At 58.3% G+C, this 19,553-nt stretch carries 12 protein-coding genes; 11 read left to right on the top strand and 1 reads right to left on the bottom strand.

Going from position 1 to position 19,553, the window contains the following annotated elements; all coding sequences use genetic code 11:
• Positions 1-7 precede the first annotated feature (7 nt).
• The 11 genes from G547_RS0110150 (at position 8) to G547_RS0110100 (ending at position 17,902) form a co-directional block, all read left to right on the top strand.
• On the top strand, positions 8-544 hold the full coding sequence (locus G547_RS0110150; RefSeq protein WP_027329768.1) for a F0F1 ATP synthase subunit delta: 537 nt from the start codon (positions 8-10) through the stop codon (positions 542-544).
• A gap of 16 nt (positions 545-560) precedes the next feature.
• Positions 561-2,105, top strand: a complete 1,545-nt coding sequence (gene atpA / locus G547_RS0110145) for a F0F1 ATP synthase subunit alpha (RefSeq protein ID WP_027329767.1) — start codon at positions 561-563, stop codon at positions 2,103-2,105.
• 52 nt (positions 2,106-2,157) lie between these two features.
• Positions 2,158-3,024, top strand: coding sequence for a F0F1 ATP synthase subunit gamma (gene atpG / locus G547_RS0110140; RefSeq protein WP_027329766.1), 867 nt, complete (start codon positions 2,158-2,160; stop codon positions 3,022-3,024).
• Between the two features lie 123 nt (positions 3,025-3,147).
• Positions 3,148-4,533, top strand: coding sequence for a F0F1 ATP synthase subunit beta (atpD, locus tag G547_RS0110135; protein ID WP_027329765.1), 1,386 nt, complete (start codon positions 3,148-3,150; stop codon positions 4,531-4,533).
• Between the two features lie 55 nt (positions 4,534-4,588).
• Entirely contained in the window at positions 4,589-5,020 is a 432-nt protein-coding gene (locus tag G547_RS0110130; protein ID WP_027329764.1) for a F0F1 ATP synthase subunit epsilon, read from the top strand.
• Positions 5,021-5,135: 115 nt separating this feature from the next.
• Positions 5,136-6,506: a bifunctional UDP-N-acetylglucosamine diphosphorylase/glucosamine-1-phosphate N-acetyltransferase GlmU gene (gene glmU, locus G547_RS0110125; protein ID WP_027329763.1), complete on the top strand. Its 1,371-nt coding sequence runs from the start codon at positions 5,136-5,138 to the stop codon at positions 6,504-6,506.
• Between the two features lie 153 nt (positions 6,507-6,659).
• Positions 6,660-7,988 (top strand): phospholipase D family protein, encoded by a 1,329-nt coding sequence (locus G547_RS0110120; protein ID WP_245573458.1) that lies wholly within the window; start codon positions 6,660-6,662, stop codon positions 7,986-7,988.
• Between the two features lie 80 nt (positions 7,989-8,068).
• A complete protein-coding gene (locus tag G547_RS0110115) occupies positions 8,069-10,168 on the top strand; it encodes a glycoside hydrolase family 9 protein (protein WP_036188002.1) in 2,100 nt (699 codons plus the stop codon).
• 154 nt (positions 10,169-10,322) lie between these two features.
• On the top strand, positions 10,323-12,890 hold the full coding sequence (locus G547_RS0110110) for a family 20 glycosylhydrolase (protein ID WP_027329760.1): 2,568 nt from the start codon (positions 10,323-10,325) through the stop codon (positions 12,888-12,890).
• Between the two features lie 261 nt (positions 12,891-13,151).
• The gene (locus G547_RS0110105; protein ID WP_027329759.1) at positions 13,152-16,241 is read left to right on the top strand and encodes a TonB-dependent receptor; all 3,090 of its coding nucleotides are present in this window, start codon (positions 13,152-13,154) and stop codon (positions 16,239-16,241) included.
• 140 nt (positions 16,242-16,381) lie between these two features.
• The gene (locus tag G547_RS0110100) at positions 16,382-17,902 is read left to right on the top strand and encodes a tryptophan halogenase family protein (RefSeq protein ID WP_027329758.1); all 1,521 of its coding nucleotides are present in this window, start codon (positions 16,382-16,384) and stop codon (positions 17,900-17,902) included.
• Here the strand turns inward: G547_RS0110100 and G547_RS0110095 are convergent.
• Complete coding sequence (locus tag G547_RS0110095) at positions 17,871-19,364, bottom strand: tryptophan halogenase family protein (protein ID WP_027329757.1); 1,494 nt, start codon at positions 19,362-19,364, stop codon at positions 17,871-17,873. The genes G547_RS0110100 and G547_RS0110095 overlap by 32 nt on opposite strands.
• Positions 19,365-19,553 lie beyond the last annotated feature (189 nt).

Raw genomic sequence — 19,553 nt, 5'->3', positions numbered from 1 at the left:
GTGAACCGTGGCTGAACTGACTACCCTCGCCCGACCCTATGCCAAAGCGGCGTTTCAATACGCCCTGGACGCGCAGGATCTGAGCGGTTGGGCCCGGCAACTGGCGACTCTGGCCGGCGCCAGCCAATATGGCGCCATGGTGGAGGTGATAGCATCGCCTTCACGGTCGGCCGACCAGCAGGCCAAGGCACTGATTGACGCCTGTGGTGATGAACTGAGTGAGCCAGTGCGCAACTATGTTCAGCTTCTGGCTCAAAACAAACGGCTGATCCTTCTGCCGGAAATTCACGAGCTGTTCGAAGCGCTCAAACACCTCCAGGAGCAATCCGTGGAAGTGGAATTGACCACCGCGTTCGAACTGGCCGATGCCGACCAGGAAAACCTGGCCAAGGCGTTGGAAGAAAAGCTCAAGCGCAAAGTGAGTGTCCGGGCCGAAGTCGATCAGGAGCTTTTGGCGGGCGTTATTGTAAAAGCCGGCGATCTGGTGATCGATGGCTCGATGCGCGGTCGTTTAGAGAAACTCGCCAAAGCAATCAATTCGTAGGATTGAGGAAAAAAGCATGCAGCAGCTGAATCCATCCGAGATTAGCGACATTATCAAGCAGCGCATCGACAAACTCGATGTGTCCGCCGAAGCCCGCAACCAGGGCACGGTGGTTTCCGTGTCCGACGGTATCGTGCGTATCCACGGCCTGATGGACGTGATGTACGGCGAGATGATCGAATTCGAAGGCGGTCGTTTCGGTATGGCCCTGAACCTGGAGCGCGACTCCGTCGGTGCCGTTATCCTGGGCGATTACCTGGGTATTGCCGAAGGGCAGACCTGTAAGTGTACCGGTCGTATTCTGGAAGTACCGGTCGGCCCCGAACTCGAAGGCCGCGTGATCGATGCTCTGGGTAACCCGATCGACGGCAAGGGTGCCATTGATGCCAAGCAGACCGACGCGATCGAGAAAGTCGCCCCCGGCGTTATCTGGCGTCAGTCGGTCGACCAGCCGGTTCAGATCGGTCTGAAAGCCGTGGACTCCATGGTGCCGATCGGCCGCGGTCAGCGCGAGCTGATTATTGGTGACCGCCAGATTGGTAAAACCGCGATTGCGGTCGATGCCATCATCAACCAGAAAGACTCCGGCATTAAGTGTATTTACGTTGCGATTGGCCAGAAGGCCTCCTCCATCGCCGGCGTGGTACGCAAGCTGGAAGAGCACGGCGCCATGGACCACACCGTTGTGGTTGCCGCGACCGCTTCCGACCCGGCGTCCATGCAATACCTGGCCGCCTTTGCTGGCTGCACCATCGGTGAGTACTACCGCGACCGCGGTGAAGACGCCCTGATCATTTACGATGACCTGACCAAGCAGGCCTGGGCCTATCGCCAGATCTCCCTGCTGCTGCGTCGTCCGCCGGGCCGTGAAGCCTACCCGGGTGATGTGTTCTACTTGCACTCGCGTCTGCTCGAGCGCGCCGCGCGCGTGAATCCCGATTACGTGGAAAAGAAAACCAATGGCGAAGTGAAAGGCAAAACCGGGTCATTGACCGCGCTGCCGATCATTGAGACTCAGGCCGGTGACGTATCCGCGTTCGTACCGACCAACGTGATCTCCATTACCGACGGTCAGATCTTCCTGGAAACCTCCATGTTCAACTCGGGCGTACGCCCGGCCATGAACGCCGGTATCTCGGTGTCTCGTGTGGGGGGTTCCGCTCAGACCAAGGTCATTAAGAAGCTCTCCGGTGGTATCCGTACCGCGCTGGCTCAGTACCGCGAACTGGCGGCTTTCTCCCAGTTTGCCTCTGACCTGGACGAAGCCACCAAGGCGCAGCTTGAGCACGGTGAGCGTGTAACCGAGTTGATGAAACAGAACCAGTACTCGCCCATGAGCATCGCGCAAATGGCCCTGGTACTGTTCTGCGCCAACGAAGGCTATCTGCAAGACGTGGAAGTGAACAAGGTTCTGGACTTTGAATCTGCCCTGCTCTCCTACGCCGAAAGTGAAGGCGCCGACCTGTTGAAAACCATCAACGAGACCGGTGACTGGAACGACGAGCTGAAAGGCAAGATGAAAGACCTGGTGGAAAAATTCAAGTCCACCCAGACCTGGTAAGACGGGCGGTGCCAACAGGCACCGCTTCATTCACGCTTGAGGGCCTTTGAGTATGGCAGGCGCAAAAGAGATTCGGACGCAGATTTCGAGCATTAAAAGCACGCAGAAAATTACCAGCGCGATGGAAATGGTCGCCGCGAGTAAGATGCGTAAAGCTCAAGAGCGGATGGAGCTGGGCAAGCCCTACGCTCAGCGCATGCGTGCGGTAGTCGGCCACCTTGCCAACGCCAACCCGGAATACAAAAACCGCTTTATGGAAGAGCGCGACGTCAAACGGGTGGGTTACATCATCGTCTCCAGTGACCGTGGCCTCTGTGGTGGCTTGAACGTCAACGTGTTCAAAGCCGCTTTGAAATCCATGAAAACCTGGAACGACGAAGGCGTCGCCATTGACCTCTGCCTGTTGGGCGCCAAAGCCGCGGCCTTTTTCAACAGCCACGGTGGCAATGTCGTCGCCTCTGCCCGGGACTTGGGTGAAGCACCCTCGGTGTCTTCCCTGATTGGTAGCGTCAAGGTCATGCTGGATGCCTATGCCGACGGCAAGATCGACAAACTGTATTTGGTCGGCAACGAATTTATCAACACCATGACTCAGCAACCGGAAGTGCAGCAGTTACTGCCTCTGGTACCCGAGAAAGAAGAGAAGCTGCAACATCACTGGGATTACCTGTACGAGCCCGACGCCGAGCAGCTGCTCGACGGGCTGTTGACTCGCTATATCGAGTCCCAGGTTTATCAGGCCGTGGTTGAAAACGGTGCCTGTGAAATGGCCGCGCGGATGGTAGCGATGAAGAGCGCCACCGACAACGCGGGCGATTTGATCAGCGATCTTCAGCTGGTATACAACAAAGCACGTCAGGCAGCGATTACCCAAGAGCTGTCGGAAATCGTGGGCGGTGCCGCCGCTGTGGCGAACTGATGATTCAGTGGCCAACGTTGGGCCTAAGCTGAGCAACCTTTTTTGAGTTAAAACCTTCAGTCCCAGGCTGTCCTCAGTGTCTCACTGACAGTCGGCCGGATCTGAAACCAAGAGGAACCGGAAATGAGTAGCGGACGTATCGTACAAATTATCGGCGCCGTGATCGACGTGGAATTTCCGCGCGACGCCGTGCCGCAAATCTATGATGCACTGAATGTCACCGAGCAGAACCTGACTCTGGAAGTGCAACAACAGCTGGGCGACGGCGTGGTACGGACCATTGCCCTGGGCTCCTCTGAAGGTCTGAGTCGTGGTCTGGATGTGACCAACTCCAAGGAGCCGATCAAGGTTCCGGTGGGCGCCAAGACTCTGGGCCGCATCATGAACGTATTGGGCGACCCCATCGACGAAGCCGGTCCCATCGGTGAAGACGAGCGCATGCAGATTCACCGCGAAGCGCCCGCCTATGAAGAGCTGGCCGCCTCCAACGAACTGCTGGAAACCGGCATCAAGGTGATTGATCTGGTGTGCCCGTTTGCCAAGGGCGGTAAGGTTGGCCTGTTCGGCGGTGCCGGTGTGGGTAAGACCGTCAACATGATGGAGCTTATCAACAACATCGCCAAAGAACACTCCGGTCTGTCGGTATTCGCCGGTGTGGGTGAGCGGACCCGTGAAGGTAATGACTTCTACCACGAAATGACCGACTCCAAGGTTGTGGACAAGGTAGCGATGGTTTACGGCCAGATGAACGAGCCACCGGGCAACCGTCTGCGTGTGGCACTGACCGGTCTGACCATGGCGGAAAAATTCCGCGACGAAGGCAAAGACGTACTGCTGTTCATCGACAACATCTATCGTTACACCCTGGCCGGGACCGAAGTATCCGCCCTGCTGGGTCGTATGCCTTCAGCGGTGGGTTACCAGCCCACGCTGGCGGAAGAGATGGGCGTTCTGCAGGAACGTATTACCTCGACCAAGACCGGCTCCATTACCTCCGTACAGGCCGTATACGTGCCCGCGGATGACTTGACGGACCCGTCTCCGGCGACCACCTTTGCGCACTTGGACTCGACCGTTGTACTGAGTCGTGACATTGCCTCCAAAGGTATCTACCCGGCGATTGACCCGCTGGACTCCACCTCCCGTCAGTTGGATCCGCTGATCATCGGCCAGGAACACTACGGCGTGGCCCGCGGCGTGCAGACCGTTCTGCAGCGCTATAAAGAACTGAAAGACATTATCGCCATTCTGGGTATGGACGAACTGTCCGAGGAAGACAAGCTGACCGTGGCGCGCGCCCGTAAAATCGAGCGCTTCCTGTCTCAGCCCTTCCACGTGGCGGAAGTGTTTACCGGTTCTCCCGGTACCTATGTATCGCTGAAGGACACCATCCGCAGCTTCAAGGGCATTCTGGAAGGCGAATACGACGACTTGCCGGAGCAGGCTTTCTACATGGTGGGCACGATTGAAGAAGCCATCGAAAAAGCCAACAAGGCCAAGAAGAAGTAAACCCGCCGGCCCGGCAATGCCGGGCCACTGACCCTGAAGCGTTAGAGGCAGATCTATGGCTATGACAGTTCACTGCGATATAGTCAGTGCAGAGCGGGAAATCTTCTCCGGACTGGTGAAGATGATCGTGGCGACCGGTTCCCTCGGGGACCTCGGTGTTACCTACGGTCACGCTCCCCTTCTGACTGGCCTGGAGCCGGGTCCGGTGCGGATCGTCAAAGACAGTGGCGAAGAGGAGATCTACTACGTCTCCGGTGGCTACCTGGAAGTTCAGCCCTACCACGTCACCGTCCTGGCCGACGAAGCACTGCGAGCCGGTGACATGGACGAGGCCGCTGCCCTGGAGGCCAAAGAGGCCGCTCAAAAGCAGCTGACCAACCAGTCCGGCGAAATCGACTACTCCAGAGCCGCCATCGAGCTGGCGGAAGCGGCCGCGCAGTTGCGCACGCTGCAGTCGATCCGCAAGCGCCTGGGCAGCAACAAGTAATTGTTGTGCCCGGTACCGGCAACGAAAAAGGGTGGCTGAACGGCCGCCCTTTTTTGTGTTCATACCCCTGTGTTTTTAAGATGCGACATTCGTGCATCCTTGAAGGAGCATTCTCATGACCGCCCCCCTCGATATCGTCATCCTCGCCGCCGGCAAAGGCACCCGCATGCGTTCCGATTTACCCAAGGTTCTGCACCCTATCGGCGGTCGGCCGCTGGTCCAGCATGTGGTGGACAGTGCCCGCGCCCTGGGGAGTGATCGCATCATGCTGGTGGTAGGCCATGGCGCCGAGAAGGTCGAAGCCCGTCTGGCGGCCGACGACGTTCGTTTCGTCCCTCAAACCGAACAGCTGGGCACTGGTCATGCGGTTCAACAGGCGCTACCCCACTTTCGGGATGACGCCACCGTCTTGATTCTCTATGGGGATGTGCCCCTGACCAGCGCCGACACTCTGCGCAAGCTGGCGGAGGCAGTCACCGATACCACCATCGGCCTGCTGACGGTCGATTTGCCTGAACCGGGCGGTTACGGCCGCATCCTGCGGGACGCCAACGGCCGGGTGGAAGCGATTGTCGAACACAAGGACGCTACGGAGGCTCAAAAACGCATTACCGAAATCAATACTGGCATCATGGCCGCCAAGGCCAAGCATCTGCAGCAGTGGCTGCCTACCCTGAGCAACGACAACGCCCAGGGCGAGTACTACCTGACCGATATTATCGCCATGGCCCGCCGTGATGGCCTGGGTGTTCACGCCGCCCATCCGGACCACCCGGAAGAAGTCGAAGGCATCAACAATCGCCAGCAGCAGGCCGCTCTGGAGCGTTATTACCAGCGCCGCCAGGCCGAGCAACTGATGGTTCAGGGCGTCACCCTGATGGATCCGGCCCGCTTCGACTGCCGAGGCCGACTCACCACCGGTCGGGACGTGGTCATTGATGTGAATTGCGTGTTCGAGGGGGAAGTCATGCTCGAAGATGGCGTGACCCTGGAGCCCAACTGCTACCTGAAGGACTGCGTCATCGGCGCGGGCACCCAAATCAAGGCCAACTCGGTGATCGAAGGCGCCCGCATCGCCTCCGGCTGCGCCGTGGGTCCTTTCGCCCGGCTGCGTCCCGGCACCCAACTGGCGGACGGCGCCAAGGTGGGCAACTTTGTGGAAATCAAAAAAGCCACCATCGGAGCCGGCAGTAAGGTCAATCACTTGAGCTACATCGGCGACAGCAAACTTGGCGCTGGTGTAAACGTCGGTGCGGGGACAATCACCTGCAACTACGACGGCGTCAACAAATTCCTGACCGAAATCGGCGACAATGCCTTCATCGGCTCCAACACCGCGCTGGTGGCGCCGGTCAAGTTGGGTAATAACACCACCATCGGCGCCGGCTCGATCATCACGAAGGATGTGCCCGACGAAGAACTGGCCATCGCCCGGGGTCGCCAGCGCAACATCCAGGGCTGGCAGCGTCCCACCAAAAAATCCTGACGATGGATAAGACCCAAAAAGGACTGATTCGCTATGGTAAAAACAAAAAGGCCTATTCTCCGCTACGGTCTGGCACTCCTGGGATTGCTGTTTGTTGTCCTTTTGGGGACTGGCCTTTACGGTGTTTTTAAGCCCTTGCCAGAGGGTGTTGGCATGGAAGCGCCACCAAGACCCGCCACTGATGTGCGGTTCTTGGCAGATCGGACCTATGTGGATGAACAGGGAACACGCCACACCGAACAGGTAATATTTGACGAAGTGTTTCGGTTGATCGGTCAGGCCGAACGGTTCGTGTTGGTGGATATGTTCCTGTTCAACGCTTACCTGGGACAGTTGACGGACACCCACCGAGCCCTGTCGTCCGAATTAACCGATCGGCTGATCGCCCAGAAAAAGCGCCACCCCGAACTGCAGGTTCTGGTCATTACTGACCCTCTGAACACCCTCTACGGTGGACTGCCCTCCCCTCATTTCGAGCGACTGAAAGCGGCCGGCATTTCCGTGACGCTCACTGACCTGACCCAGCTTCGGGACAGCAACCCGCTTTACTCATCCTTATGGCGCCCCTTTGTTCAACCCTGGGGCAATTCGGCGGGCAATACGCTTCCCAACCCCTTTGGTGAGGGTCGGGTGTCTTTGCGCAGCTATCTGACGCTCATCAATTTCAAAGCCAACCACCGCAAGCTGCTGATGGTGGATGAAGGGGGCGACTTAACCGCTCTGGTTACTTCCGCCAACCCCCACGATGGCAGCAGCGCCCACGGCAACGTGGCCCTTCGCTTCAGCGGCCCGGCGACGGGGGATCTGTTGCAGAGCGAGGCCGCGGTTCTGGAGTTTTCCGATGGTCCGGCGCCCTCACAGGCGCCGGACCCCGCCGGCGCCCCTGTTTCATCCGAGCTGACCGTGCAGGTAGTCACGGAGCGTGCCGTAGAGCGCGCGGCGCTTGAACTGATTAATGGCGCGGATGCCGGGGAACAGCTGGATATGGCCATGTTCTACCTGTCCGATCGGCATCTGGTACGAGCACTGCAACAGGCCGCCGAGCGGGGAGTGAACGTGCGAATACTGCTCGACCCCAACAAGGATGCCTTCGGTCGAGAGAAAAACGGCGTCCCCAATCGTCCCGTCGCCCACGAATTGGTCAGTACCGGAGTGGCGGTCCGTTGGTGTGACACCCACGGTGAGCAATGCCACTCCAAATGGTTGATGCACCGCGATGCCGATGGTACCGCGCGTATGCTTCTGGGCTCGACCAACTTCACCCGCCGTAATCTGCACAACCTGAACCTGGAGACCAGTGTGGTGCTTCGGGGCCCGCTGAGTACGGAACCGTTGACCAGCGGCGCCCAGTGGTTCGACGAGCGCTGGCACAATCGCCTGGGACGCCAATATAGCGTGGACTACGAGGTCTACGCGGATGAAAGCCTCTGGCCCCGAATCCAGTATCGTGTCATGGAGGCGACGGGGTTGAGCACTTTTTAACCGTTGTAACCGTTTACAGTACCAGCGAAATTGTTTAGGCTGCATACCTTCAAATACAAAAAAATAATTGAGGTATGAAAATGCGTTCGACGCTCATTACCCGTTCTCTATTGGCAATGTTACTCGGTGTTGGTTTAAGCGCCTGCGGCGGCTCCTCTTCCGGCGGCGAGACAGGCGGCTCAAGCCAGAGTAGGGTTGCTCAAAGCAGCGCCAACTCCAGCGAGGCCGACTCTGAATCTTCCTCCGAATCGAGCGACCTCTCCTCTGCCGCGAGCAGCACCTCGAGTGCGCAATCGAGCAGCGAACCCGACACCGCGCAGGTTTGCGACCAGTCTCCTCCCGAGACTCTGGTGGCCGCCGAGGTGGAAAATGCCCCAGTGGCGGTCTGCCTTGTGGTGGACCAGTTTGGTTATCTTCCCTCTGCTCAAAAAGTCGCGGTATTGCGCGACCCGCAGGCCGGATTCGATAGCGGTTTGAGCTTTGCGCCCGGTGAAGACTACGCTCTGGTTAATGTCGATTCCGGCGAAGTCGTCCACACCGGCTCGCCCAGTACCTGGAACGAGGGCGCCATCAGTGATATTTCCGGTGACAAGGCCTGGTGGTTTGATTTCAGTGCCGTGACCGATCCGGGTCGCTATGTGGTGTGGGACCGAAGCCAAAATGTCCGCTCTCCCGCGTTTTCCATCGGAGCGGATGTGTATAAACCGGTCCTGAAAGACGCGGTGCGCACCTTCTTCTACCAGCGCGCGGGCGACGAAAAGTTGGCCACCCATGCCGGTACCGGTTGGGCCGACGGCGCCAGCCATTTGGGCGAGGGCCAGGATCCCGCTGCCCGCCTCTACGGCTCTGAAAACGACGCCAGTACCGAGCGTGACCTTCGCGGCGGCTGGTACGATGCCGGTGACTACAACAAATACACCAACTGGCACGCTGACTACCTGGTGGTGCTGATGCACACCTACCGGGAAAACCCCGGTATCTGGACCGACGATTTCAATATCCCCGAATCCGGCAACGGCATCCCCGATTTGCTGGACGAACTGAAATGGGGGATGGACTGGTTGATCCGGATGCAGGAGGACGACGGTTCGGTGCTCTCGGTCATGGGGCTCGCCCATGCCAGCCCCCCATCGTCCGCGACCGGTCCCAGCGTTTACGGGCCGGCCACGACCTCCGCGACCCTGACCAGTGCTCAGGCGTTCGCCTTTGGCAGCGTGATCTTTGCGCAGGTCGAGGGTTGGGAAACCTACGCTCAGGAACTGGCCACCCGCGCGGAAAACGCCTGGGACTGGGCCGACGCCCACCCATCGGTGACGTTTGAAAACAGTGGCAAAGTGGCTGCCGGCGAGCAGGAAGTGGACGACGATGGACGGGCGATGAAAAAACGCATTGCCGCCCTCTATCTGTTTGCCGCCACGGGTGAGAGCGACTACAAAACTTTCGCCGAGAACGAATACAGGGATCACCCTATCACCTGGGTCGGTCCCTGGAATGAACCGGAAACCACGCATTGGCTCTACTACGCCTCCCTCCCCGACGCGACCGATTCGGTCGTGAACGACATTCGGACCGCTTACACCAACGGTATGAATGGTCACTGGGAGGCCGTGACCCAGGCCCAAGACGCCTACCGGGCCTACCTGGGAGAAAGCAACTTTACCTGGGGCAGCAACCGCACCATGGCCCGCCAGGGTCTGACCTTTACCAACCTGGCGGTGCATGGCCTGGGTGATGCCGGTGAGCAGGCAATCGACAACGCCGCGCTGGGCTACCTGAATTACCTGCACGGCACCAACCCCCTGGGTAAGGTCTACCTGTCCAATATGTACCATCTGGACGTCCACAATTCCGTAGACAGCTTCTACCACAGCTGGTTTTCCGACGGCAGTGCGAACTGGGACTCGGTGAAAACCTCGAACTACGGTCCCGCCCCGGGCTACCTGGTGGGAGGCCCCAACCCGTCGTACAGTTGGGATGCCTGCTGCCCTGACAGCTGCGGTGGCTCGGAAAACAATGCCCGCTGCGGGGCGGAGGAGCTCTCGCCCCCCGCCGATCAGCCCGCCGCCAAAGCCTACCTGGACTTCAACACCAGCTGGCCGGTCAACTCCTGGCAGGTGACGGAAAACCACAACGACTACCAAGTGGCGTATATCCGTCTACTATCCCGGTTTGTGAAATAAATCCTCTTCAAGGACGCCGGATGAGTTGATCCGGCGCCCCTTTTGTTTAGATGCCCAAATACCCTCGATAAAGAGAATTTCTTGGAAAGATTAGACAACGTTGTCTAGTGTAGGCTATGCTCTCCCGGGTTGTATCAAACGCAGGAGTCCAATAATGAAAACCCTGGCCACCTTGGTTGTATGTTGCCTCAGCATCCATTGCTTCGGGCAAAACCTCACCCAGACACAATTACAGCAGTTTGGCACTGACGCCGAGCTGCGTTTTGGCGTGCTCAGCAATACCGCAGAGGCAGGTCCCCTGGCCCGGTTGACGCTCGATAATCAGTCTTCCGTGGCATTGCCGGCCGGCGACGGTGACTGGCGCCTCTACTTTCACTCGGTTCGCAAAATCGATGATACCCGGGACCAGGGCTTGCAGCTCACCCACATTCAAGGGGATTTGCACAAGCTGTCACCGACCGCGGCGTTCGAAGGCCTCAAGCCCGACCAGACCCTCATCTTCCGTTACCGCCCTTCGTCGGCCATGGCGGCCTACACCGACTTTATGCCCCGTGCGTTCATTACCGCCAAGAATCGCGAGCCGGTGATTTTTGCCAATACCGACACAGAGCAGATAGCGAACTTTATCGAGGCCTTCGAGCGACCCGAGCAGCGCCAGCGCAACGCTCAGGACCAGGTGCCCACCGCCACGGCCGAGCGTCGCTTTGTCCGGAACGCCGAGGTTAACGCTCAGCGGGTCTCCGACGAGGCGGTGCGCCAGCGCATCATCCCCAAGCCGCTGTCTCTGAAAACCCAGTGGGGTGAGACTCGGCTTTCATCGGATTGGACCATCCATTACGCCGGCCGCCTCGCCTCGGAGGCCGACTACTTATCAGAACAACTGACGACGTTGTTTGCGGCGCCTTTCGCCACCGTTCCGGATCACGAGCCGTTGGAAGGCCCCCGTATTCATTTGGTGGTTGATCCTGACGTCGCCGCCTTGCCGGACAAAGCGGAAAGCTATCACCTGGTGATCGACGATGAAGAAATCACCATCACCGGTCGGGACAACGCCGGCGCCTTTTACGGCCTGCAGAGTCTGCTGAAATTGCTGCCCGCCTCACTAGAGGGCGAAGTCGTGACCCTGCCCAACCTGACCGTGGTCGATGCGCCCCGAGCCGGTTGGCGCGGCATGCACTACGACATGGGTCGCAACTTTCACGGCCAGGCGGTGACCCTGCGTCTGATCGAACAGATGGGCCGCTACAAGCTCAACAAGCTGCACCTGCACCTGACCGAGGACGAAGGCTGGCGCCTGGAAATCCCGGGTCTGCCGGAGTTGACCGATGTGGGCGCCGAGCGCTGTTTCGATCTGGATGAAACCGACTGCCTGCTCACCCAATTGGGTACCGGCCCCTTCAAAAGCGGCAGTGGCAACGGCTATTACACCCGGGAAGACTTTGTCGAAATCCTTCGGTACGCGGCCGCCCGCCACATCGAAGTGATTCCGGAGATCGATATGCCCGGCCATGCCCGGGCTGCCATCAAATCCATGGATGCCCGCTACCAGCGCCTGATGGCCGCGAATCAACCGGAGGCGGCGCGCCAATACCTGCTCTCCCACCCCGAGGACACCTCGGAGTACATCACCGTGCAGAACTACACCGACAATTCCATCGACGTCTGTCTGGAGTCCACCTACGCCTTTGTGGACAAGGTGATGTACGAGCTGCAGCAGATGTACCGGGACGCCGGGCTGAAACTCGACATCTTCCACATGGGGGGCGATGAAGTCGGCAAGGGCTCCTGGACCGGTTCGCCGGCCTGCCGCGCACTGATGGCCGAGCGTGAAGGCGTGGCCGGGGTGGCGGATCTAAAACCTTACTTTGTCAGTCGTATTGCCGAGCTGGCGGATCGACGGGGTATGGCCCTGGCCGGCTGGGAAGACGGGCTGATGTATGACTCAAACAACCCTTTCAATCGCGAACAGTTCGACAACGAACGGGTGATCGCCAATGCCTGGGACAACATCTGGGAATGGGGTGTCGCCGACCGGGCCTACCGGCTGGCCAACGCCGGCTACGAAGTGGTCCTCTCCCATGGAACCCACCTGTACTTTGACCACCCCTACGAGGCTCACCCCGAGGAGCGCGGCTATTACTGGGCCACCCGCTTTACCGACACCCGCAAAGTGTTCAACTATATGCCGGAGCACCTTTACGCCAATGCCGACTCGACCCGCAGCGGCGCGCCGATCGACGACCTGGAAGCGCTGGTCGGTCGTGCGCTACCTTCACTGAAAAAGCCGGAGAACATCCTCGGTATTCAGGGCCAGGTATGGACCGAAACCATCCGCACACCGGAACAGCTCGAGCCCATGCTCTACCCGCGGCTGCTGGCCTTGGCCGAGCGTGCCTGGCACCGGGCGGACTGGGAAGGCACCTCCCCCAATTCGACAGTGCGGGAGCGCGAGTTCGCGCTCTTCGCCCGAACCCTGGTTGAGCGGGAATTGCCGCGTCTGGCCGCCGCCGGAGTGGATTTCTATCTTCCCCCGCCCGGTGCTCAATGGGAAGCGGGGCAGCTGCAAGTGAATACCGCGCTGCCCGGCCTCCCTGTGGAGGTCAGCACCAATAATGGCGTGAATTGGAGTGCTTACAGCCCCTCGGTCAATCGCGAGCAGGCGCCCGTTCTGTTGCGCGCTCGATTGGGCAATACCACCAGTCGGGCCACGCCGCTGAAGTAAGGCATCGTTCAAAAAAGCAACAAAAAGGCACCAAAAGCTATTGACAACGTTGTCCAGGGGGGCGTAAAAAGAGAATGGCATGGATGCCCGCAATGCACCCGAACGATGGCTGAGACCCCGAAAGGTGCCAAAAACAATAACGCTTGGGTCGCGCTCACCGACCGGCATCGAACACCGGCGAGTGCCGCCTTGGCTCTCTGAGAGAGACACGAACCCAAACCACAACACTACAACAAGATAAACACTCGTTAGGAGGTAGTCATGGACACTCGCACGAAGGGCTTTAAGAAAACACTGCTGGCTTCCAGCATATCATCACTGCTGTTGGCACCCGCTCTGGGGCACGCGCAAGATGAGCCGATGCTGGAAGAAATCGTCGTCACCGGCGTCTACGCGTCCCAGTTGAACGCGGTCAATACCAAGCGTGATGCCGCATCCGTCGTGGATGCGATTTCCGCTGAAGATATCGGCAAATTGCCGGACGTTACCATCGCGGACTCGCTTCAGCGCATCCCCGGCATTCAGGTCGAACGCACGGCCGGTGAAGGCGGCCCGGTTCAGATTCGCGGTCTGAGCAACGTTGCCACCTCGCTCAACGGTGAGACCTTTTTGAGCGCCACGACCATCGACAGTTCCGGGGCCGACTTTGGTGACTTACCCTCTCAACTGTTCTCCGGCGCCGAGGTTTACAAATCCCCCCTGGCCACCCTGACCACGCTCGGTATTTCCGGTACGGTTAACCTGAAAACCCGTCGTCCGTTTGATCTGGACGAAGGCTGGACCTTCTCCGCCTCCGCCGAAGTGGACCAGGGTTCGATCAGCGAAGAGACTGATCCCACCGTCAGCGGCCTGGTTGGCTGGACAAATGACAACGTTGGCTTTCTGCTGAGCGCGGTCACCACCGAGAAGAACCTCGCGACCGACTACAATGGTTACTTTGACACCTCCGAAAACGGCGGTATTGGTGCGGCGAACAACAACCACACCTGGAGTACGCCCCCGGTTAATGCGGATGTTTACCACGTGGTGCCCCAAGGCTTCGCGGCCTTCAACAAAGTGGAAGAGCGCCACCGCGACGGTATCAACGCCTCTTTCCAGGCTGAAATCACTGACGGTGTGGAGTTTGTCGCCGACTGGTTTTACAGCAAGCAGGAGCGCTGGAACCGTCGCGCCGGTTTCTCCCACAACAACCGCTGGCAGACCTTCAGCAACTACGCATTCGCCACGGAGGAAGATGGCTTCCTCGGACCGCAGTTCACCTACACGCCGGACGGTGGTGATACTCAGCAATGGCGCACTATCAACAGCTTTGAAGCCCTTCCCTACCGTATGCAGTCTTTTGCGCAGGTCAACTACAACGAAGAAGAGTCCAACAATTTCAACGCTGAGTTGAACTTCGACAACGGCGGCCCACTGACGGGGCAGGTTCGTTTGACCCGAGCTACCGCCGAAGCCAGCATGCGCCACGGCTATGTCGAGGGCGATATCATGAGTATTGATCAGGGTACGCTTGTAACGGGTCCGGGCACGTTGCGTCCGGAGGAGGATTGTACGGGTGATAACGTGATCCCGGGGACACTCCGCGGGGAAGATGGGGGATGTTACATTCAGTATTCACCCGGCGGTATCGAAAACGATGAATTCCGTATGGGTTACGATGCTTCCGGCGAACATCCGGTGTTCAGTGGTTTTGATCAAGTGGTTGACGGCGGTCAGGGCGAAATGACCGTAGCGGATTACATGGCCAGTGTTGATTCCTATCACGTTGGCGCCATGTCTTCGGAAAACAACACCGATGACGACGGTGAACTGAACACCTTCAGTACCCAGTGGAACTATGCCTTTGACGAAACGCCTTTTGTCACCAGCGTTGATTTCGGTGTGCGTCAGAGCGAGCGCACCGTAGATCATGCAGTGTTCTCCTACTTTGCGACGTTCCCGGAAACCGGTTGTCAGGCGCAATGGAAAGCGGTCGACCAATTCGCCGGCACGGCCGAATGTGACCCCGATCTGCAACAAGGTGAATACATCGTTGATGAAAACGGTGATCGGGTAATGGACCCGGTCATGGAAGACGGGGAGCCCACCGGTGAAATGGTGGAGCGTTACGAAGCCTACACGCTGATTCCACCGATTCGTATCGACCAGTACAACGACGTGGTTTGGGTAGATGATTTTGGTCCGGTCTCGGGCATTCCGGGAGTATGGGCCGTTGACCCCCACGCGCTGGATGACACCTTGGCCTACCAGGAAAGCGTGTTCGGTCCGCAAACGAAGTTTGAACAACCGGGCCAAAGCTATAGTGTCGGCCTTGACGAGTTGAGTTATTTTGCCCAGTTGAACTTCGAACACGGCGATCTGACGGGTAACGTCGGCGTGAAGGTCGTGGAGACCGATCTGACGGTTATCCAGAACGTCACGGGTGGCAGCGTGCCCCACTCTGGTGTCAACTATGATGCCGGTGACGAAGTGACCCAACGAAGCTATACCGATGTGCTTCCCAGCCTGAACTTAGCCTACAACCTGACGGACGATCTGAAATTGCGCTTTGGCTATGGTGAGACCATGCAGCCTCTGGACCTTCTGCAATGGGGCGGTGCCAAGAGTGTCGGTCGAGTCTTTAACGACGATTGCGGGTGTATGCGTGTTGCCAATGGTACCCTGAACGGTAACCCGGATTTGGATCCGACCCGGGCCAATAATCTGGACCTTTCGGCCGAGTGGTACATGGGCGAAGCCTCAATGCTCAGCGCCGCGCTGTTCCGGATTGAAATCGACAGCTTCATTCAAACCGGTACCGTCATGTTGGACGAACCGGATGCGGATGGTATCAACCGCGGTCCACATCCGTTCAGCGCTCCGATTCAAGGCAGTGGCGGCCAAGTGGAAGGTGTTGAACTCGCCGCTAAAGTCGCATTCCGGGATCTGACCGATGGCATTCTCAATGACTTCGGTTTCGATGTGAACTACACCATGTCCGAAAGCTCTCAGGACGCACGCGGGATCAATGGTGACGAATTACCGTTTGTAAACAACTCGGAAGACACCTACAACATCGTGGGTTGGTACGAGAACGGTACGGTATCGGCACGTTTGGCCTATAACTTCCGCTCGCCCCGTTTGGTCAGTGTCGGTGGCAGCACGCTTGCCGGTCAGGCTCTGTATCAGGACGACTACGGCCAGCTGGACCTGAACGTCACCTGGGACGTCACCGACGAGCTGGCGCTGTACGTCAATGGCTCCAACATCACCGAAGAGTATCAGCAGACTTACCTGGAGTTCGAAGAACAGAAAGCGTTCCAGAACATCTACGAAGCGCGCTGGGCTCTGGGGGCTCGCTACACCTTTTAAAGTTTAGTGGGATCATCTGGCTCTCCAGCCGGGGAAAGGACGCCCAACGCTTGTACCGCCGTGAACTGCTCACGGCGGTTTTTTCTGTTAGGCTTTCAGCCTGTGCACAGGGCTTCCAACAATAACGCGAGCGCTTTTCCATGGAACAAAACCCGGTCAACACCATAGTCATTGTCGGCGGTGGTACTGCGGGCTGGATGACGGCCGCACGCCTGGCCAAGCACTTTCGCAAAACCTCGATCAACATCCGGCTGGTTGAATCCTCTGAAATCGGCACGGTAGGTGTCGGTGAAGCCACCATTCCGACACTACGCGAGTTCTATCGTGAACTGGATCTCACGGACGATGATGTGATGCGCGCGACCCAGGCGACCTGCAAGCTCGGCATTCAGTTTGAAAACTGGCACATGCCGGATTCGGCGTTTATCCACCCCTTTGGGCTGTTCGGGCAAACAGCCAACGGCATTGATTTTCATCACTACTGGTTGAAACTGCACCGGGCGGGCGATACCAGTGAGCTTGCCGATTATTCTCTGGGAGTTCAGCTGGCCAAGCATCATCGTTTTTTGACCCCCTCGCCCCACCCGCCCTCGGAACTGTCGGTATTCGACTGGGCCCTGCACTTCGATGCGGCGGCCTTTGGCCGCTTGATGCGCGACAGCGCCGAACGCCAGGGAGTAGAGCGCATTGACGCCAAGATCGAAGAGGTATTGCAACACCCCGAGACGGGCTTTATCGAAACCTTAAAACTGGATAACGGCAACACCGTATCCGGCGATCTGTTTATCGATTGCTCTGGATTCCGCGCCCTGTTGATGGAGCAGACGCTGAACACCGGTTATTGCGACTGGAGCGAATGGTTGCGCTGTGATCGGGCCGTGGCCGTCCAGAGTGAGCGCCTGGGCGAGGCGCCGCCCTATACCGTGAGCCTCGCTCACCGGGTGGGCTGGCAGTGGCGGATTCCTCTGCAAACGCGCCAGGGCAATGGCTACGTCTATTGCAGCGACTACGTCAGCGACGACGAAGCCACCAATACGCTCAAGCGCCACATCGATGGACCCCTGATTACTGAGCCCAAGCCGTTCCAATTTACCCCCGGGCGTCGAGAGAAGGCATGGAACAAAAACTGTATTGCCGTGGGCCTGGCTTCGGGCTTTCTGGAGCCGCTGGAAAGTACCAGCATTGCCCTGGTGGAAACCGCGATCCACAAAATACGCCACGCGTTTCAGCGGCCCGGGTATACCCAAAAGCAGGTCGACGAATTCAATGATCTCACCGCGCAGGAATACGAACGGGTGCGAGACTTCATTATCCTGCACTACAAACTCAATGGACGCACCGACTCAGATTTCTGGCGTGAATGTCGGAACATGGCGATTCCAGAGACGTTGGCCCGAAAAATCGAGGCCTTTACGCAACAAGGGGAGCTGATCCGCTACCCCATCGAGATTTTCGGTCCCGCCAGCTGGCTCGCCATCTTCTCCGGTTTTGGCGTTTACCCGGAGCACTATCATCCGGCCGTGGATAAACTGGATGTGGGATACCTGGAACAGGCGTTGGGAGCCATGCGCCAGTCTGTGGCGGACGCCGTGGCGGAAGCCCCCACCCACGAAGAGTATCTCGCCCGTTTTACCGCTTCTCCGAACAATGGCGGGCGATAAAGTCCTTATGTGACATTGCCTGCTCGGAAGCCTGGGTGATCATCCCGCGCATCTTTTCCAGTTCTTTCTGCAACACTTCCGAGGGCACTTTGTCCGCGCGCGGGTCGTAGTGGTCGGGCCGGATACCCATGCCCCAGTAAACCGCCAGCCAGCTGTCCGGTTCAAAGGCCTCGGGTTCATGCTGAACAATATGCCCGCGATGCGCGAATAGCGCCATTTTGTGGACGAGCGAATCCGGTACCGGCATATTCCGGCAGTAGCGCCAGAACTCGGTGTCATCGCGTTGGGTAGCTTTGTAGTGCAACACCAGAAAGTCCCGAATGCGCTCGAACTCGTGCCAATGCTGGCGGTTTACCTCATCGCGGTCGTGCTGGTTGAAACCCGATTCCGGGAAAAAGCTGAGCAGTTTGCTGATCCCGGTCTGAATCAGGGAAATACTGGTACTTTCCAGCGGTTCCAGAAAGCCCGAAGCCAGGCCCAGGGCGAAACAGTTTTTCTCCCACACGCTTTTGCGTGGCCCGGCGATAAAACGGAAGTGTTTCGGCTCGCTCAACGGTGAAGGAACACGCTCCAGCAAGGCCTCCGACGCCCGCTCGGCGGAGCAGAAATCGCTGCTAAAAACATAGCCGTTGCCTGTGCGCGTCTGCAACGGAATGCGCCACTGCCAGCCTGCTTCCAGGGCGGTACAGCGGGTGTAGGGAGTGGGTTCATCCATTCGTTCGGCTTGCACCGCCACGGCGCTGTCACAGGGCAGCCACCGGCGCCAATCTTCGTGGCCGGCACCGAGGGTCTGTTCAATCAACAGGCCACGAAAACCGGAACAGTCGATAAATAGCTGCCCTTCCACGGTTTCGCCAGAGTCCAGTTGCAGCGACTCCACAAAGCCACTATCGGCGTTCTGGGTCACGTGCGCGATTTTGCCTTCGATGCGCTTCACGCCCTTTCTTTCGGCGTAATCCCGCAAAAACTGAGCGTAGCGCCCGGCATCAAAGTGATAGGCGTAGCCGTAAGCCGCCAGTGGCGTGGGCGGGTCACTGTGGGGTTGAGCAAAGCGCCCGCGGCGCGCCAGCTGAATCGCAAAGCAGTAATCTTCAAGGTTGTCGGTGTTCAACCGATTCAGATAGTGATGAAACGCCACGCCGTTCACCGGCTGACCGAAGTCGGCAAAGGGATGAAAAAAGTGTTCGCCGGGCTGGCGCCAATCGACAAACTCAATCCCCAGTTTGAAGGTGGCGCCGGTGGCGCGAATAAACTCGAGTTCGTCGATTCCGAGAGAGGCATTGAAATCCCGAATGCTGGGAATGGTCGCCTCTCCTACGCCCACGGTCCCGATGGTTTCAGACTCTACCAGTGTGATCGAGGCGCTGCGCCCCTCGAAATAGCGAGCGAGGCTGGCGGCCGCCATCCACCCGGCGGTACCTCCGCCAACAATGACCACTGAATTAACATTATTGTTGTTCATTTTTTGCGCCCCCGAATTGCGGCTCGGACTAAAGGCCGACAACGTTGCCTCAAAGAGATCATTGTGACGTTTTTTCGTGGGAATGTCAGGCAGCTTTGAATCAGAGGCGTGCGTCTTGACAGGAAGGTCGAAAAATCGGCGTCTGAATTTCTATGAGGAATGATTTATACGTTAAATCGCATAATTTTC

It is taken from the genome of Marinimicrobium agarilyticum DSM 16975 (genome assembly GCF_000423345.1).
In the GTDB taxonomy this organism is placed as follows: Bacteria; Pseudomonadota; Gammaproteobacteria; order Pseudomonadales; family Cellvibrionaceae; genus Marinimicrobium; species Marinimicrobium agarilyticum.
Note: the sequence above shows the minus strand (reverse complement) of the source record. Positions and strands in the feature narration are given on the sequence as shown.

Coding starts and splice junctions, on each gene's coding strand:
- G547_RS0110115 (WP_036188002.1), top strand. CDS start 8,069: ATGCGTTCGACGCTCATTACCCGTTCTCTATTGGCAATGTTACTCGGT.
- G547_RS0110110 (WP_027329760.1), top strand. CDS start 10,323: ATGAAAACCCTGGCCACCTTGGTTGTATGTTGCCTCAGCATCCATTGC.
- atpG (WP_027329766.1), top strand. CDS start 2,158: ATGGCAGGCGCAAAAGAGATTCGGACGCAGATTTCGAGCATTAAAAGC.
- glmU (WP_027329763.1), top strand. CDS start 5,136: ATGACCGCCCCCCTCGATATCGTCATCCTCGCCGCCGGCAAAGGCACC.
- G547_RS0110120 (WP_245573458.1), top strand. CDS start 6,660: ATGGAAGCGCCACCAAGACCCGCCACTGATGTGCGGTTCTTGGCAGAT.
- G547_RS0110095 (WP_027329757.1), bottom strand. CDS start 19,364: ATGAACAACAATAATGTTAATTCAGTGGTCATTGTTGGCGGAGGTACC.
- atpA (WP_027329767.1), top strand. CDS start 561: ATGCAGCAGCTGAATCCATCCGAGATTAGCGACATTATCAAGCAGCGC.
- G547_RS0110130 (WP_027329764.1), top strand. CDS start 4,589: ATGGCTATGACAGTTCACTGCGATATAGTCAGTGCAGAGCGGGAAATC.
- atpD (WP_027329765.1), top strand. CDS start 3,148: ATGAGTAGCGGACGTATCGTACAAATTATCGGCGCCGTGATCGACGTG.
- G547_RS0110105 (WP_027329759.1), top strand. CDS start 13,152: ATGGACACTCGCACGAAGGGCTTTAAGAAAACACTGCTGGCTTCCAGC.
- G547_RS0110100 (WP_027329758.1), top strand. CDS start 16,382: ATGGAACAAAACCCGGTCAACACCATAGTCATTGTCGGCGGTGGTACT.